This is a genomic window from Magnetococcus marinus MC-1 (genome assembly GCF_000014865.1).
GTDB classification, from domain to species: Bacteria; Pseudomonadota; Magnetococcia; order Magnetococcales; family Magnetococcaceae; genus Magnetococcus; species Magnetococcus marinus.
This window is the reverse complement of record NC_008576.1, coordinates 2,611,481-2,628,723: the sequence shown is the minus strand read 5'-3', so window position 1 is coordinate 2,628,723 and position 17,243 is coordinate 2,611,481. Positions and strand designations below refer to the sequence as shown.

13 protein-coding genes are annotated in these 17,243 nt (G+C 53.0%); 9 read left to right on the top strand and 4 right to left on the bottom strand.

Annotated features, from left to right (window positions below):
• Positions 1-107 precede the first annotated feature (107 nt).
• The 7 genes from MMC1_RS10970 (at position 108) to MMC1_RS10940 (ending at position 9,209) form a co-directional block, all read left to right on the top strand.
• Positions 108-3,377, top strand: a complete 3,270-nt coding sequence (locus MMC1_RS10970; protein ID WP_011713770.1) for an AsmA family protein — start codon at positions 108-110, stop codon at positions 3,375-3,377.
• 225 nt (positions 3,378-3,602) lie between these two features.
• Positions 3,603-4,103 carry a thiol peroxidase gene (gene tpx, locus MMC1_RS10965; RefSeq protein ID WP_011713769.1) on the top strand — a complete coding sequence of 167 codons (501 nt, stop codon included), beginning with the start codon at positions 3,603-3,605 and terminating at the stop codon, positions 4,101-4,103.
• A 425-nt stretch (positions 4,104-4,528) separates the two neighbouring features.
• On the top strand, positions 4,529-5,554 hold the full coding sequence (locus MMC1_RS10960) for a TRAP transporter substrate-binding protein (RefSeq protein ID WP_011713768.1): 1,026 nt from the start codon (positions 4,529-4,531) through the stop codon (positions 5,552-5,554).
• Positions 5,555-5,660: 106 nt separating this feature from the next.
• Positions 5,661-6,197: a TRAP transporter small permease gene (locus MMC1_RS10955; protein ID WP_160162699.1), complete on the top strand. Its 537-nt coding sequence runs from the start codon at positions 5,661-5,663 to the stop codon at positions 6,195-6,197.
• Positions 6,194-7,480 carry a TRAP transporter large permease gene (locus tag MMC1_RS10950; RefSeq protein ID WP_011713766.1) on the top strand — a complete coding sequence of 429 codons (1,287 nt, stop codon included), beginning with the start codon at positions 6,194-6,196 and terminating at the stop codon, positions 7,478-7,480. Before MMC1_RS10955 ends, MMC1_RS10950 begins: the two co-directional genes overlap by 4 nt.
• Before the next feature lie 102 nt (positions 7,481-7,582).
• Positions 7,583-8,344, top strand: coding sequence for a tyrosine-protein phosphatase (locus tag MMC1_RS10945; RefSeq protein ID WP_011713765.1), 762 nt, complete (start codon positions 7,583-7,585; stop codon positions 8,342-8,344).
• Positions 8,345-8,714: 370 nt separating this feature from the next.
• On the top strand, positions 8,715-9,209 hold the full coding sequence (locus MMC1_RS10940; RefSeq protein ID WP_011713764.1) for a chemotaxis protein CheX: 495 nt from the start codon (positions 8,715-8,717) through the stop codon (positions 9,207-9,209).
• Between the two features lie 263 nt (positions 9,210-9,472).
• On the opposite strand, the gene MMC1_RS20100 is transcribed toward MMC1_RS10940, so the two are convergent.
• The 3 genes from MMC1_RS20100 to MMC1_RS10925 all read right to left on the bottom strand — a co-directional run bounded on the left by MMC1_RS20100 (position 9,473) and on the right by MMC1_RS10925 (position 14,391).
• A complete protein-coding gene (locus MMC1_RS20100) occupies positions 9,473-12,358 on the bottom strand; it encodes an acetate and sugar kinases/Hsc70/actin family protein (RefSeq protein WP_011713763.1) in 2,886 nt (961 codons plus the stop codon).
• 572 nt (positions 12,359-12,930) lie between these two features.
• On the bottom strand, positions 12,931-13,347 hold the full coding sequence (locus MMC1_RS10930; RefSeq protein ID WP_011713762.1) for a hypothetical protein: 417 nt from the start codon (positions 13,345-13,347) through the stop codon (positions 12,931-12,933).
• Between the two features lie 45 nt (positions 13,348-13,392).
• Positions 13,393-14,391, bottom strand: a complete 999-nt coding sequence (locus MMC1_RS10925) for an RluA family pseudouridine synthase (RefSeq protein ID WP_011713761.1) — start codon at positions 14,389-14,391, stop codon at positions 13,393-13,395.
• Between the two features lie 14 nt (positions 14,392-14,405).
• Here MMC1_RS10925 and MMC1_RS10920 point away from each other — a divergent pair, with 14 nt between their 5' ends.
• Entirely contained in the window at positions 14,406-14,825 is a 420-nt protein-coding gene (locus MMC1_RS10920; RefSeq protein WP_011713760.1) for a hypothetical protein, read from the top strand.
• 158 nt (positions 14,826-14,983) lie between these two features.
• Here MMC1_RS10920 and ubiG read toward each other — a convergent pair whose 3' ends face one another.
• The gene (gene ubiG, locus MMC1_RS10915) at positions 14,984-15,709 is read right to left on the bottom strand and encodes a bifunctional 2-polyprenyl-6-hydroxyphenol methylase/3-demethylubiquinol 3-O-methyltransferase UbiG (protein ID WP_011713759.1); all 726 of its coding nucleotides are present in this window, start codon (positions 15,707-15,709) and stop codon (positions 14,984-14,986) included.
• Positions 15,710-15,987: 278 nt separating this feature from the next.
• Between ubiG and MMC1_RS10910 the strand changes: the two genes are divergently transcribed.
• Positions 15,988-17,220, top strand: coding sequence for an N-acetylmuramoyl-L-alanine amidase (locus MMC1_RS10910; protein ID WP_049757664.1), 1,233 nt, complete (start codon positions 15,988-15,990; stop codon positions 17,218-17,220).
• Positions 17,221-17,243 lie beyond the last annotated feature (23 nt).

The following is a 17,243-nucleotide window of genomic DNA, read 5'->3' as shown; positions in this document are numbered from 1 at the left end:
TCGCTTTTTCTATATACTGATATTCTATTTTTCAATGAGCGGTCGGGCACGGCCTGTGATCGGGCTGCTTTCAGGTGTACAGGGTCTATCCTAAAGAGTGGGGTGCTATGTTTGCCAATCCGACAGGGATGCTGCTGAGATTTGCCTACCGATTTATGGTACGCATGCTCTTTGCTATGGTTATTGTACTCTCTTTGACCATTGCCATGTTGCAGGTTGATAGCAGCCGCCAAGAGGTTTTTACGCGCCTAGGTACATGGGGCGGATGGCAGTTGAGTATGGAAAAGCTCAGTGTAGGATTGGGCCATCTACGCATGCTGAGGGTCAATTTACAGACCAAAGATGGAACCTCTTTTGTCAGTGATGATGTGGTGTTGAGCTGGGGGTTTTTGGATCTGCTGTTTGGTCGGCTTAGCCATATGTCGATGGTCAACCCGGTGTGGCATTTTGGTTTAGCGGATGCGAAACGACCCGGTGTGGTGGGGCCCGATGCTTGGGGCCGCATGTTACAAGATGAGGTTGCTCCCCCGATCTTTTGGCTGTTTGCTTTGCGGGTCAATGAGCTGAGCATTGAAAATGGAGAAGTGGTGCATTCAGGTCAGGGGGAAACGGGCTGGCGCATGCACTCGGTGCGGGTGTTTGGTGAGCATTTAACCCAGGACGAAGGGCAGCTGGTGTTTGCGGGCGAGAGTGATCCGGCGGGTGTTTTTAGTGGCCATTTGCGTTGGGATGATGAGCGCTATGTGGTGCTACACACCCGCGACATGACCGCTAAACCGTGGTTTGGTCTGCTTAATATTGGGGTGACCCAGGGGGTGGCAAATCTGGACTTGGATCTACGCATTAAACCCGGCAAGGCGGTAAGTGCCAATGGTCAACTGGACCTGCAAGGGGTGCAAAGTGTGGATCATTGGCAAGGGGCGACAACCCTGTTTTTGACCATGCGCGGTGGCCGTTTGCACTGGAACGGTTCTGGACAGGTGACCTCTGCCGAAGGGGTACGCAAGCCGTTGTTGATGTCTGGCACGCTGTTTCATGAGCGGGAAGAGTGGAATATTAACGATGGTACCCTCAAACTGGGGGGCATGTTAGACAGCCAAATGCGGGTGCGTTGGAAAAAGCTGCCAGAGTGGCAAGTCACCACCGAGCTGCACAGCCCGATGAAATTAATGGCGTGGATGAACATTGCGGTACCCTTGCCAGAGGGGGCCAAATGGATGCAGCGCAAACCTTGGAAGATCACCGCCCATGGGCAAAATACCGGGCCCAATTTGATGTGGGGGGTTGAGGGGGTTTCGGGGCCAGACCGACTTCAATATGGTGAAATCGAGGCAAAGGAAATCCATACGACGCTTCAGGCGCGTGGTAAAGCCAACCGGTTGTTGGAGCCTATTCAGATTAAAATGGAGACCCAAGCGGTTGATTCACCCTATGCCGCCATGCGCTATGTGCAGGGCAGTACTGAGCTGGTGCGGGGCGAGCATGGGGGCTGGGCGATGAACGGCTTTCGGGTTGGGGGTGAAGTTCGCGCTCAAAAGGGACGCTTTCAATCTTTTTCATGGCGGGGCGATGCCCAAGGTGCCGCGCAAAATCTGCATGCGCTTAAAAGCGTTCTGCATTGGCATGATGCCCGGTTGGAGATTTCCTACAGCCATGCGTCGACCGGGAGCCGTTTTTCCGATGCAGGTTGGCGGTTGGAAATTCCCGAAACACACCCATTGGCGGTAAGCCGCTTAACCGACCTGAGCGGGCGCGCTTTGGGTAATGGTCAACTGCATGGGCTGCTGCAAGTGTGGCGGGATCATGCCCTGTGGAAAAGTCGCGCGACATGGCGGCTTAGTGACTATGCATGGCTGGGCGACACACAACAATTAGAGCTGTCAGACGCTGGGCATAAGATTGCTTTGCACGATGTGGCGATGGGTGGGCGGCTTAAATTGATCTTTGATCCAGAGTCCCAAGGTCTCTCTGTGCAAGTGGAGGGGGAAGTACCATCCGGCAAGTGGTCGGTGGATGGACACAACCATGATTTTGCGATGGAGAGCCCAGAGTTTAATGTGCAAATTCGCAGTGAAGAGGGTTGGCATCTGCATCGGGTACCCTTTCACATGACCGGTTCTAGTCATCAAAAGGGGGTAGGTTTGCTGCGTTGGGACCTTAACCATGAGCCAGATAATCCCTGGTCGGGGGAGATGTGGGTTGAGGCGGGTCAACTGGGTCATCTTTATGCGAATTATCTGCGCCCCGTGGTCGCCAAGCATTGGCCGGATTGGCAAAGCAGCGAGATGGATGGGCGCTTGGATATGGCCTTGCAGTTTGAGGATCTCCATCAATGGCGCAACGGCGGTTTGCGGGGTGAGGTCAAACTAAGTAATGGTCGCATAACGGGTCCCAACCACAATTGGCGGCTGCACGGGGTGCAACTGGTGTTGCCGCTCATGGCACAAAGCCCAGCCCAGCCACTGTCGATTGAACACTCTATGCTGGAGGTCGCGCAAGCCAGCGTGGGCACGCTAAGGATCGCCCCTTTCCATGGCCAACCTAGGCTGATTCAAGGGGTGGTGGATCTGCAAGAGCCTTTAAGCTTACAGTTGGAACAGACACCGTTGACGCTGCATCAACTGCAATTGCTAGGGCTGTATGGGGACGATCTGCAACTGCAAGCCGATGTCGAAATACCCTCCCTTGATTTACAGTGGTGGGGTAAAAAATTGGGCGTGCCGTATGTCACGGGGACGCTGGGTGGGCGGTTGAGCGAGGTACGTATTGACCATGGTGAATTGAGCAGCAAGGGCACACTGCACGGGCGCTTGTGGCAGGGTGAGCTAGCGGTTGCAGAGCCCCATATTTATGATTTGTTTAAAGCGGCCCCCCAGTGGGGGGCCAGGGTACAACTGCGCAATGGGGATCTTCAGCAGACCAGCGAACAGTTGCAGTTGGGTAAAATAGAGGGGCTATGGCACCTCAACCTGACCAATTTGCGCTTACAAGGGCTTACTCCAGTGCGTATGCAGGCCGATTTTAATGGGGGTCCACAACATGCGCAGCAGCAGCGGGTCGGTGCCGCGTTGTTGCGTAACTTGGCGATCTTAGCCGGGCAGAGTGACGCTCAGATTAAAGCCGGGGTGATGAGTCTGTTTGATCAGTTTCGCTATACCCGACTGGGCGGGCATTTAAAATTAGAAGAGGGCATGTATACTCTGACAGGCTTTCAAGATGAATACGGCAGTGGGCCCTATTTGCTGCGCGGTGGTCCCTATCCACCGCGAGCGGACATCACGCTGGATGGGGAAACCATAGAGGCTCGGTACTTCGCCGAACGGTTACAGCGTTTGACCCTGGTAACACCAAAAAAATCGGATCAACCGCCCCAATAGTGGCATGGGTAGCGTAAAAAAGGGGAAACCTTGGATAAAGGCTTCCCCTTTTTTTATGCTCCAAGCCTATGAAACCATTGAACTCTGTCAAAGAGTGATCGCTTGAAATAGAAATAATGAGTGTTACAGCAACAAAAATGTTGATGTTTCAGAAATTGCTGTGTACCATCACACCATCTTTTAGAGAATAAGTATCTTAAACAACCTATGCTGTAGGAGTGAGGAATGGCTCAGATCACGTTGAAGGGTAACCCCATCCATACCAATGGCGACTTGCCTTCCGTAGGTAGCGCTGCCCCAGATTTTGTACTGACTGGCACCGATCTGAAAGAGGTTAGCCTCAAGGATTATGCAGGCAAAAAAGTTGTACTGAATATCTTTCCTAGCCTAGACACCCCTGTGTGTGCGGCGTCGGTTCGTCAGTTCAACAGCAATGTGGACAAGATGGAAAACACGGTGGTGTTGTGTATTTCCCGCGATCTGCCTTTTGCGCACAAACGCTTTTGTGAGACCGAAGGTCTGGCCAGTGTTGCAGGCATGAGCGAACTGCGTGTGGTTGAATTTGGCGAAGCCTATGGCGTGCGCATCGTTGATGGTCCTTTGGCCGGTTTGTGTGCTCGTGCGGTGGTGATCTTGGACGAAACAGGCAAAGTTGTTTACACTCAGCAGGTGCCTGAGATTGTAGAAGAGCCCAACTATGAAGCTGCCTTGGCTGCTTTAAAATAAGGCTTTAGCGCTGCCAGCTTATCCTGGTGGTTACCGTAAAAAAAACCGTGCATAGTCATATGCACGGTTTTTTTTTATGGCGGTGGTTTAGGGTTGCGGATAAAGAGGGGATACCCGTAAAACATTAAAAAAATTCTAAAAAATTTTATGGTGTAGGATTTCTGTGGGCGGTTTTAGGTGATGTTTTTCAAAGGGGAAAAGGTTGCTTCTGTCCGGTATTAACATTTTTGATGGAGGATGCAGTTAAAATCTATTACTATGAATCCCATCAATGTTGAAATAAGAATTATAAGGGGTTGGCCGCATCTACGTGACCTGATTCGTCGCTGGATAGGCTAATCTATGGTATGCCAACCAACTTCGGGATATGGGTTGAGTCTCTGTATGATCGGAGTGTTGGGCGTGTAACCGTTAAGGAGGTAGAGATGAAGAACATTCGTTTTGGGGCGGTTTGTGCTGCTGCGGCCTTAGCGGTAGCAGGTATAGCCTGGAGCGGTGGTGCTCAGGCAGCAGAATATGTCATCAAACTATCGCACGTTGTTTCACCCCAGACCCCTAAGGGCAAAGCCGCCGATATTTTTGCCCAATTGGTGAACGAACGCCTGCAAGGCAAGGTGCGTGTCGAGGTTTTTCCCAGTTCACAACTTTACGATGACAATAAGGTCATGGAGGCCATGCGCCTGTCGCGTAGCAAAACCGTGGGCTTGATGGCGGCCCCATCGCTTTCTAAATTTGTGAAGTTTTCTGGACAGTTGCAGGCGTTTGATCTGCCCTTCTTGTTTGACAGCATTGGCGATGTGCACAAATTGGTGGATCATCCTGTAGCGGATAAAATGACCGATCCGTTGAAAAGCAAGGGGTTGCGAGCCTTGGGCTTTTGGGACAACGGCATGAAGGTATTTTCGATCAAGGGGCCTAAACCCTTGATGGATGTGCCTGATGATTTTAACGGCATGAAGTTTCGCATCCAAAGCTCGGACGTGCATTCGGAGATGATCAAGGCACTGGGTGGCACACCGCAGAAACTCCCCTTCAAGGAGGTCTATACCGCTTTGGGGCAGGGTGTGGTGGATGGACAAGAGAATGCCTGGTCCAATGTTTACTCCAAGAAGTTTCATGAAGTACAGGACTATATCACCGTTTCCAACCACTCCTACCTGGGTTATCTGTTGGTTGTGAGTGAGCAGTTCTGGAGCAACCTGCCTGCGGAGATCCGCACAGAGCTGGAAAAAGCGGTGAAAGAGGCCACCATGGCCAACCGTCGTTTCGCGGCAGAAGCTGACAGTGGCGACCGGTTAAAAGTGGAACAAGCTGGTTTTGCTAAAGTGGTGGATATGCCTGTAGAAAAGCGTAAAGCTTGGCGTCAAGTCACCATGTCGGTGGAAGATAAGTTTCGCGATGAGATTGGTGCGGATCTGCTGAAGGAGATCCACCAAGTGCTGGATAACTAGAGAATGGTCGAGAGGGCCGGGTGGTTGACCATCCGGCTCTTTTTTTTCGGGGGGATGCGCATAAGCTAGGTAGCGGAATAAGGAAGTTGAAAGGAGAGGGATGGTCATGTTTGTCAACCCTATGCGAAAAATTGATCGAGCCCTGGATTGGTTGGAGCGTGTGATCATCACCATCGGTCTGGCTGGGGCTACCCTAATGATGTTTGCGAATGTGGTCGCTCGCTATGTGTTTGATTCGGGTCTGACCTGGGCGCTGGAGGCTGTTCAATACACGGTGGCGTGGGTGGTACTCATCGGGGCGGCCCATCTGGCGAAAGCGGGTGGGCACTTGGGTATTGATATTATGGTGGAAAAATTTTCGCCCCAGTGGCAACGCCGTTTGGTGTTGTTTGCGTTGGGCAGTTGTCTGCTCTTTGTCGGGGTAGTGTTCTACTACTCTGTGATTTACACCGTGGAAATTCGCGCTTTTGGTGATTTATCGGAGGATTTGCGTATCCCCCAGTGGATTCCCTATCTAAGCATTCCCCTGGGTTTAGCTTTGATGTTTATGCACTTTGTGCGCATTGGGGTGGATATTTGGTGTGGACGTGCCATCCGCATCCACAAGCGCGAGGGGCAGGAGCTTCTGGAGGATAAGCGATGACCGTTATACTCCTCTTTCTTGGTTTGATCTTTTTGTTGCTAATCGGGGTGCCCATTGCCATCAGCCTGGGGTTATCCAGCCTGCTGTTTGTTTTGTTTGCCGGCGAAGATCCCTCCATGGCGATTACCGTTGCGCAAAAGCTCTTTAGTACCATGGAGCACACCACCTTATTGGCGATTCCGTTTTTTATTCTCTCGTCACACTTTCTCACCACGGGCGGGGTTTCGCGCCGTTTGATTGAGTTTGCCAAAGCGCTGGTGGGTTGGATGACCGGTGGTCTGGCCATGGCGGGGGTGGTCTCTTGCATGTTGTTTGCGGCGATTTCGGGCTCTTCTCCGGCCACGGTGGTTGCCATTGGCTCAATCATGATACCGGGCATGATCTCGGCTGGGTATGACAAACGCTTTGCGGTGGGGGTGATCGCCACCTCGGGCTCGTTAGGCATTTTGATCCCGCCCTCGATCCCTATGATTGTCTATGCCGATGCGGTGGAAGAGTCGGTGGGGAAAATGTTTATCGCGGGTATTTTGCCGGGTCTATTGATGGGCTCTATGTTGCTGCTGGCCACGTGGGTTGCGGCCAAACGTATGAACATGCCCAAAGAGCCTTGGCAGGGATTTTCCCACCTGATCAAGACGTTTTTAAAAGCGTTTTGGGGCTTGTTGCTGATCGGTATTGTGGTTGGTGGCATTTATGGAGGGATCTTTACCCCCACCGAAGCGGCCGCTGTGGCGGCGGTCTATTCCGCCTTTATCGCGCTGTTTGTGCACCATGATATGGGGTTCAAGGAGATCCCCAAGGTGATGTTGGATTCTGCCAAGATGACCGCCATGTTGATGTTCATCATCGCCTGTGCCATGATCTTTGCCCATGTGTTGACCGAGGAGCGCATTCCCCAAGAACTGGCGGCCCAGGTGATGGCGAATAATCCATCGCCTTACATGTTTTTGCTGTTGGTGAATGTGATCCTATGGTTTGCCGGTGATTTTATGGAACCCTCGGCGATTTTGCTTATTCTATCGCCGCTGTTCCATCCCATCGCTGTGAGTTTGGGTATTGATCCGATCCATCTAGGTATTATCATGACCACCAATATGGAGGTGGGTATGATCACCCCACCGGTGGGGCTTAATCTCTATGTGGCGGCAGGTTTGTCGGGTATGAGTTTGGGGGCTGTCACACGCGCGGCGATGCCGTGGATGTTTGTGCTGATTGCCGCCTTGGTGGTCATTACCTATGTGCCATGGTTGAGTTTGGTGTTGGTCAATCTGCTTTACGGTTGATCGTGCGCAATCTGTGTAGGGTTCGGTTGGTGACAACCAACCGAACCCTTGCGGTTACGCAACCGGTGGAGGCAAGTTTTTTTCGGTTAAGGACCGCTCGACGTGCAGCAAAGCTTTCCCCTCACAGGTTATATTGACCTGCATGCGCATATTCTACCCGGTTTGGATGATGGGGCCAGCACGATGCAAATGGCTCTCGATATGGCGCGAATGGCGGTGGCCGACGGCATTACCTGCATGGTTGCTACCCCTCACTTAAACCCACTGTCGGCTTGGAATAACTCGGCTGAGGTGGTCCGTCGTGCGCTTGATACGCTACGCACCCATCTTAATAAAGCGCAGATCCCCTTGCAGGTGGAGGGGGCCGCAGAGCTGCGCTTGACCACAAAAACCCTACAACAGTTGCAGTCCGGTTATGCGCCACTGTTAAGCCATGGGCCGGGTCCATGCCGGTATGCATTGATTGAGTTTGCTCACACTGGTTTACAGGGGGCCGAGCTGTTTATGACCGAACTGTTGCTGCATCGTGGTTATACCCCGGTGATCGCCCACCCCGAGCGCATCCGCACCTTTCGCGAAAATCCGGACCGACTGGAGCCTTTTATCAAACTGGGTTGTTTGACCCAAATAACCGCCAGCGCCATCTGTGGCAGTTATGGGGATGGGGTGATTCAATTGGTGGACGGCTGGATGGAAAAGGGATGGGTCCACCTGATAGCCAGCGATGCCCATAATATTCACCGTCGTCAGCCGGCCATGCGGGATGCCGGTCGGTTGCTGGCGGCGCAATTTGGTCATGAGGCCGCCCAACAACTGCTCATCACCCACCCCCAAGCGGTGTTGCAGGGGCAGCCGTTGGGGTGAAAGGTGGTTGGGGTCAAGGCGAGTGGGCATCTTTAGGGTGCCCTGTTTCTCACTTGCAGGTCGATGAATGGTAGCGTGCGCTTTAGGGCAGCTACTAAGGTAAAAGCTGTGCAGGGTTAGGGGTATAGCCCTGTCAAAATGAGCATGGGTAACAAAGGTGTCGACGCACAGCGCTGGAAGGGGACCAAAAGTGCCCCGTTGTTGAGTAATAAAATGAACTTTTCAAAGGTTTGTGGTACTAATGGTACATAATGTGAGGCGATGGGTTGGAATGATAAGTTATAGGTCATGAGCTTTGTCACATTGGGAGAGGGGGATGCCATGCAGATGAATGGTCGTGGATTCGCCCTAATGGTTCTGGGAGACGAACGTGCTTAAACAAGAATTTTCACAAGCGATCATTGATTCGGTGCATGAGATCTTTCTCGCCTTTCTTATGCTGGAAGTGACACCTGGACCTGTTATTGCCAAGCCTGATTTTCAGCCTTACATACCACCAGATTCTGAAGCGACTGCTTTGGTGGGTTTTGGTGGCAGCGTCAAGGGTGGTGTGCATCTTTCTTGCCCTATGTATGTGGCGGCGGCGCTGGCGGGTTCCTTTGCGGGGGAGCGTTACGAGGATCTTACAAATCCCGAAGCCGCCGATGGCTTTGGTGAGCTGTGCAATATGGTGGCAGGTGGATTGCAGACCCGTCTGGGTGAAAAATATGGGGAGATTGCACTGACCCCACCCACGGTCATCACCGGTACCAGTTATGCGATGCAGTACTCGACCAAGTTGAGCAGCATCAAGCAGTATTTCAAGGTTGAACATGGTCCCTTCTTTGTAGAGGGATTCTTTGAAAATATCCGGTTAGAAGAGTAATCCGGGCCTCCCTAAGCAAGGGGCCAAGGTTTAACAACAGGCTTTTCGTGACATGCTGGGCCCATGTGGGCAAAGGAAGCTTGTGGCCCTTTTCTACCCCCCTGCAAAGGCGTTCACAGGAGGGTCTATTGGCGGGCCTTGTTTTGCAGTTGTATCGCCGCTTTGGTTGAAAAAAGCCGCCCTTTTGGGCGGCTTTTTTAATTCAGCAACGCTGTGTGGGTAGGCTGCTAAGCATTCTTACCCAGTGTGGCGGTGTGCGTGCGTTACTTGAGTTCTAGAACCTCTTGAAAGGCAACCTCTTCGGGACGTTTAAGGATTTGTGCCAGTGAGTCTGCCAAACAGATTTCCACCTTAAACGGTGCGACCGCTTGGATAAAGAGCCGCTTGCCTTCTAAACCGGGGTGAAAGCGCAGGCTGCGTTCTTGAATCTCTGTCGAGCCCCTTTGCAAGGTGCCCAAGCCGGCTTGCGGCGAGGTGGAATAGGTTAGGTTGAAAACGCCACGGGTCGGTACCCCAAGCTCCCGATACTCAAAATAGGGGCTGTTTTGTTTAAGTATGGGGACAAAATTGGTTTTACGGATGCCCCCTACAAAGAGACGAAAGGGGGCCTCGCCACTGCTGTTTTCATCGGTTGGACCGGTGGCCAGCAAGGGTTCACCAGGAATAAGCTTCAGCAAGCCGATGGCCACACCGGTTTTAGCGGTGGGTTTGTAGGGATTGTTGACATCACCCACGGGCGGGCGATGCACCACATAGCGCATAAACGGCACATGTTGTTGCACCCGCTCCAAGACGGGGTTTTTGCGTACGCCGTTGGGGGGGGGCTCCCAGCCGTGCATCTTTTTTTGTAGCAGCATGGTAAACAGCGCCTGCACCAGGTGGGAGCGACAGGAGTTACCTGCTTGCAGAATGTGTACCTCTTCAGGGTGTTCATTAATCTCTTCAAAGGCCCCTTTGAGGGCGATGAAAAAGCGTAAGATACCCTTGCCAACCCGGCGCACCAGATAGTGATTAAGCTGGTTACGGTCGATTTGAAAAGTCACCGTGACCTTTTCACGATCCCGGTTGAGTAGCTCCAACTCCAACTCTTCGATCCGTTTGTCGGGGGGCAAACTCTGGGCGTTGGGGTCGATATCAAAGTTTTCACTGGTCAGGGCCATGCTCAGGGCATCCCCAATCAGGTCGGTGTGGCGGCGGCAGCGGTCATTATCGCTGTTGGCGGAGCTTTTGGTGAGTATATCGGTGTCCACATGCCACTCAAAGCTCTCCCAATAACGGCGCACCGCTGCCATCACCAATGAGGTGTTGGTCTGGGCCACGTGGGAGGCTTCGACAAACAGTTCATGCCCAGGGAAAAGATCAGCCTCCACCGGACGTGAGAAAGAAATTTTATGGGTACGGCAGGTATCTAGGTTTTGAATAAAGGTGCGGTAAGCCAGTTGTGCGACCAAATTTTCCCCACCCAGATACATATCCCCACTGGCGCCAAAATGGCGGATTACCGCCTCGTAGCCCTGCAACTCCTCCTCTTCAAAAGGGGTGCGGTAGAGACCAAAATCAAAATCTGAGCTACCGCCACCAAAATCAAATACCGCAAAGGCGTTGCCTTTGTCTGTGGATTCAATGCGCAGTTCACTCAAGGCGCAGGCCGCATAAGCGGCGGGTTCCGAGGCTTCCTCTTTAACCACAAAACGGCGCATGCTTGGGGTGTTGATCAACGACAGCGGTAAACTGCGCTGTAGACCCCGCGCAAAGGCGTTGAGCATGCGCTGCTTAACATCTTTTGGATAGGTGATGGGGAAGGTCATGTAATATTCGAGGAACAGACCATTGGCCCGGTGGTTAATATAGAGCCCTAGGTAGTAGGCATAGAGCTCAATGGGGTCCAGCGGGTCATCCTCGGCCACGGTAATATAGGTTTGCGGTGCGGGCATGGGGGTAGAGCCGGGCTTGGCAATGATCTCGCTGCCGGTCTGTTGATCGACGATACGCAGTTCGTCCTCGCTCTCAGCACGCAGGGGCCACTGTTTAATGCCGGTGAGAATGCTGGCCACCACATTTTGTGCCGATTGATTTTCGCGCAACTCTGCCAACGCTTGATGGGAAAAATGAAAATCGTCCCAACTGACCAAGGGTTGATAGGCTTCGCTGTTCCATGCCTCTAAGATTTTGGGAAGATTCAAAAAAGCCAGTACCGTAGGGTTTTGATAATCCTTGGGCTGGGGCTTTTGGAATAGGTCGGCCATGCCCACCCGTAGCAGTGTGGTTTTACCATTTTCACGACAGGCTACCACCGTGGAGCTGGTTCCAAAATCAATGGCAACCACCCCATCGCGCACATCTTGTTCGGGGTTACGTGCCTCCCAGGGACTCTCTAAGCTCACCTCTTGCCAGCCATCCCCGGGTGGCTTTTCCGGTTGATAGAGCTCCCACATTCCCTTGCCCATATCGGTTAGGGTTGAGGGCTCCAAGACCGGCAAACGCGCCCGCACATAGTCCGATTCTAACAAGCTGTGTTGTAAGGCGCGTAGAGAGGGGGGCTTGGGGGTATCGCTATTGCGCTCGGGGTTTAGTGACAGGCTAAGTTCATAGAGCTCTTTGAGCTTATCTTCAATGCCATCAATACCGGTTGGCACCAAGGAGTTGGCCACAATAAAGCTAAAAATATCCCGCTGGTTGACCCGGTGGATGGGCAGAATGGTCTGCATCTCCTGAGAGGCCCCACTGCGCCCCGAATGACCGAGGGTAATGGTCTGGTAGCCTACGCCATCCTTAGAGGCGGTGGCCGAAAGTACCGTGGCATCTTTAAGCAGGGCATGGCTGTAGAAAAGGCTCTCCATGGAGATGGTGCGCAAGTGGTCAATATCTGGCACCTCCCAATGGTTAAAGGCATAGACCCGTAGCTTAGAGACGTAACGAAACATCTCGTCAGGGCGTCCTTTAAATTGGTAAATCAGCCATAGGCAATTAAGCTGGTTGTCATAGTGGAAATAGCGCTGCTTGGTGAAGGTGACAAAGCGTTGTGCTGTCAGCATCTCCACGATTTCACGCTTGAGGTTTTGTAATTTCGCTTTGGTAGTGGCATCCATCTCCCCTTGCAGTTGAGGAACCAGACGCTTCTCTTGAAACCAGAACTTGGAGACCTTCATAGCATTTTCCACCGAAAAAGGGGTCGCGCACGACGCCAGACACGCCCTTGATGAACAGGTTGACACTTTGCCGCAAAGCTTTGAAACGCAAAAAGTGTGCAATCAGTGAAAGTATATGAAAATAATGGATAAAGTTATGAATTTAGGGGATGTTTTCCTGAACGCACCCCCAGCGGCAAGAGGTTGCCGCCAAGAGTGTCAGTTCCTTGGCGAGGGGGCACGCGCTGCATCAACGGTCGCTTTAGCCGCAGGGCCGGGCGTTTGTGTAGCCCAGCATCGCTTTGTAGGATTGAGCTTAGGCGCACGTTTCTTTAGTATGGGGGGATAACTCATAGAGCTCTGACACGTTGGTCAGGGCGCAATCCAGGGTCTCTCAATGCGCCAATGCAGCGATTGCGGTAAATGGTACAATCCCGAGCAAAAATCACGCTGCCCATCCTGTGGTACGGTTTCACTGGTCTGGCGGTTGGTTTTTTTAGCTGGGGCTCTCGTGTTTATTGTGCTCACGCTTCTACTGTTTGACTATATGGCGACCAGCGGGACATGGCAGGTGCATGGCGGCTGATGCCCGCTCAGTGGGTTTCTGGCATGCCTTTGCCTAGATAGACCAAGGTCACCTCTGGCCATACCGTGCTTAGTGCGGCAAATACCTCGTGGGTGGCGCGGGCTATGTCGGTATGGTCTTCAAAAAGCAGCAGCGCGGTATCGGCAATAAATTGAAATAGGGGCCATTCGCCCACATCATCCAGATAGGCTTTGCATAGAGTGTAGGCCCAAAAGGGAATCTCCTCCTCAAGTTCAAAGCGGGCGGTATAGCGTTGCCGGGCTAGGGCTGGGCCATCTTCCACAATCACCACCCATGGGCTGGTGGCACGGTCTTGCCACTGGGCCAACTGTTCAGGGGGCATGCCGTCGCTTTGTGCAGCCCAACGCGCCAGGCGGGAACTGGTGGCCGGGGGAAGGGGGATCTCTTGCTCATGTTCACTCATGGTGACAACTCCTTAAAATCAATCCATAGCCATTCTATGTAACACTTACTGGGCCATGGCCGCCAGGGTTTCATAGAGTTGGCGAAAATCGGCAGGGGGTGGGCGTTTAAAAGACATCTCTTCACCAGTATGGGGGTGAATAAAGGTTAAGGTGTGGGCATGCAAGGCTTGGCGCTGAAACTGGTCAAAACGCTGACGATGCAACGGGGGCCAGTGGCTGGGCGCTTTATGCTGCGCTCCGTAGAGGGGGTCTCCCACTAAGGGATGGCCAATATGGGTCATGTGTACCCGGATTTGGTGGGTTCGTCCGCTCTCTAAGCGGCAACGGATCAGGGCAAATTGGCCTAAGGGTTCGAGCACTTTATAGCGGGTTGCCGCAGCCCGCCCGCCCTGTTCGACCACCGCCATTTTGGTGCGGTGGATGGGGTGGCGTCCGATGGCCCCCTCGATGCGTCCCTGTGCAGGTTGGGGTATGCCCCGGGTGAGCGCCAAATAACGACGCCCAATGGTGCGTTGTTCAAATTGGCGCGAGAGGTGGATATGGGCATGATCCTGTTTGGCGGCCACCATGATACCGCTGGTCTCTTTATCCAGCCGGTGCACAATGCCTGGGCGGATCACCCCGCCAATGCCAGAGAGACCTCCATGGGGGTTGTCTGGCGTGCCACAGTGGTACAAGAGGGCATTGACCAAGGTGCCATGGTTGACACCGGCACCAGGATGTACCACCATACCAGCCGGTTTATTTAGGACGATTAGATGTTCATCCTCGAACAAAATCTCCAAGGCAATCTCTTCGGGCAGGGCGGTAGATGGCTCTGGCTCGCTGGGATAGATGATGATGTGCTGTCCAACCCGGACTTTTTGACTGGGTAATTTAGCCACCTCATGATCCACGATCACGCGTTCCTCTTTAATCCAACGCTGCAAGGTAGAGCGCGTAAGGTCGGGAAAGTGGCAGCAGAGTGCCTTGTCCAAGCGTTGCCCCGCATCGTCTGCATGAAGCAGGGTGGTCAAGGGCGCAGTCTCATCAAGTTCAAACACAGGAAATTGACTCCATGGAAAACGCAACGCAAACAGGCCAAGTGGAACAGAGTAAGGGCATTAAGTTTTTAAAAATTGGTGTGCTGGTGGGTGGTGTGGCCATTTTACTGATGTCCATCGCATTGGTGGTTATGGTTGTGCAAAAAAAGAGTACCAGTCAAGTGGCCTCTGCGCCGCTCCATGCCCAGCCCATGGCCCCCTCCAGCCAAACGCCCGAGCAAGCACGCTTAGGGCAGAGCCCAACCACGCAGACAAGTCCCTTGCAGATAAGCCTGCCCCCTGGGGGCAAAATGGCTCAGATTGCCACCACCCCCGCTGGTCTGGCCGTCTGGGTGAGTACCCCAGAAGGCGGCGAAATGCTTATGTTGGATGCGCGTGGTGCTCTCCTGCAACGGGTGCAATTTACCCGCGAAGCCCCCCACGCCTTACCCTGAGGCTCGGCTGTGGAAAGGGTCTTAAAGCGTGCCCAACTCTGCTCTGTTTGGTTGGGTAGGGGCTCAGCCCCGCCATGCTCCCCGTTGCGCGTTCCACATAGCCCGGATAGCCAGCCTTGCAGCCCTACATTAACAAGGGCAGCAAGGCTGGCTTGCGGTTAAGCTTGTTGCGGCTTTAGGGCATGTCCAAGATAGTTGACTTGGGTATCATCACTTAAACGCCAAGTGGCATTTATGGGATTGTACGAGAGCCCTCTAACCGCTTGCATCTCTAAGCCATTGCTCTGTAGGGCGGTGCGTAACTCAGATGGTTTAACAAACTTTTCAAATTGATGGGTGCCTCTGGGCAGCCATCGTAAAAGATATTCCGCCCCCATGATGGCAAACAACCATGACTTAGGGGTACGGTTAAGTGTGGCAAAAAAGAGGGTGCCACCAGGCTTGAGCAGGTTGGCACAATCCCCAAGAAAAGCGGTCATGTCGGGCACATGTTCCAGCACTTCCATGGCCAAAACCACATCAAAGCTTGCGGGTTGGGCTTCGGCCAACTCAGCGGCAGATTGCATGCGGTAACTTGCGCTTGAGCCACTTTCGGCTTGGTGAGCCGTCGCAATGCCGATGATTTTTTCAGACCGATCGATGCCAACTACGTTGGCCCCGTTGTCCGCCATGGCTTCCGCCAAAATTCCCCCACCGCAGCCAATATCCAGCAGGTTAATGCCGGCCAGATCGCCCTGAGCCGAACCTGTAAGGATCTCTTTAATATAGCCGACGCGGGCGGGGTTGATCTCATGCAGGGTGCGAAACTTCCCGGCAGGATCCCACCACTCGTGGGCCATGCGTTCAAATTTTGCAATCTCGTCCAGATCCACATTACTGCCCATCATTATCCTCCTCATGTCGAGCAGATTGCTCGGCATGCTCTTTGCTTGGTTTAACGGTGCGTAACTGTGCGGCTGTAACCGTGCGGCTACATGTGCAGCAAAAAGTGCTGCTGTTTACAGCAGCCCCTGTCGATCACTCTATATAGGCACACTGCCGGCTTAGTGCGTGTGTTTGGTTCCTAACCGTAAAAAGGGGTTACTATACCTCGACCAGCGGCAAAGGAACATGGTTCTCAACCTTTTTTCGAGACCTGAATGCCATGCTTACGGATGACAACATGGAACTCATGGACATACACCGCCGACTTAATCGTTTGTCGGATGTGAATCGTCGTCAACTGCTACAGCTTTTGGCTCTGACCTCTGGTGGTATGTTACTGCCAAATCTTGCTGAAGCATCGCTGGGGCCGAATCAAATCAAAGATATTCGCGTCTGGACCGCCCCTGATCACTCCCGTGTGGTGTTTGATCTGGAACGCCCGGTTAAACACACCCTGTTTCGCTTAAAAAATCCTGACCGAGTTGTATTAGATATTGAAAATGCGATTCTTTCTCAAAGCACAAGCCATTTAAGAATCAAAGATCCGGTGGTGCGGGCGTTCCGCATGGGTATCCCCCGGCCAGATACAACCCGCGCCGTCTTTGAGCTTAATGAGGAGGTGCGCCCTCGCTCGTTTTTACTGAAGGCGACTAAAGATCGTGGGCCACGCTTGGTGATAGATCTTTACCGCAAGGGCGAGCTGGAGCGTCAGGCGAGGTTGGAGCGTGAGTATGACCCGTTCCGTAATCGCACCCCGGTACGTGAAAATATGGTGGTGGTGATTGATCCCGGTCATGGCGGTGAAGACCCTGGCGCAACCGGTCCTTCAGGTGTCAGAGAAAAGGATGTGGTTCTGACAGTCGCCAAAAAACTGGCGGCCATGGTTAACGCCACACCCGGTTATGAAGCCAAACTCACCCGTGAAGGGGACTATTACGTCTCATTGAAAAAGCGGGTTGGCATTGCCCGCCAATATGACCCTGATCTGTTTATGAGTTTGCACGCAGACTCCTTCCGTATTCGTTCGGCACGGGGTACTTCCGTTTACTGTCTTTCTGAGCAGGGTAAGCCGACCCCGGATCGTGCCATTAAAGATCTGGTGGAGCGGGAGAATAGCACCGATTTGGTGGGAGGGGTTAACCTGGGCAAGGTGGTGGATCCTGAAGTTGCCGGTATTTTGATGGATCTGTCGCAGCGCGACTCGTTAAACCGTTCCTTGGTATTGGGGCGTAACCTGTTAGACTCGCTGGATGCTATGCCCCAGGTACGGTTGCACTACCGTAATGTCAAGCAGGCGGGCTTTGCGGTCTTAAAAGCACCTGATATTCCATCCGTATTGGTTGAGTTGGCCTTTTTATCCAACCCCAATGAAGAGATGATGATGAAAAAAGAGAGCTACCAAGCCACGCTGGCGGCTGGGCTGCTCAAAGGGGTGGAGCGTTTCGCCAAGGCATCCCGAGAGATCAGCTAGTACACGCCGCTGTCACGTACCAT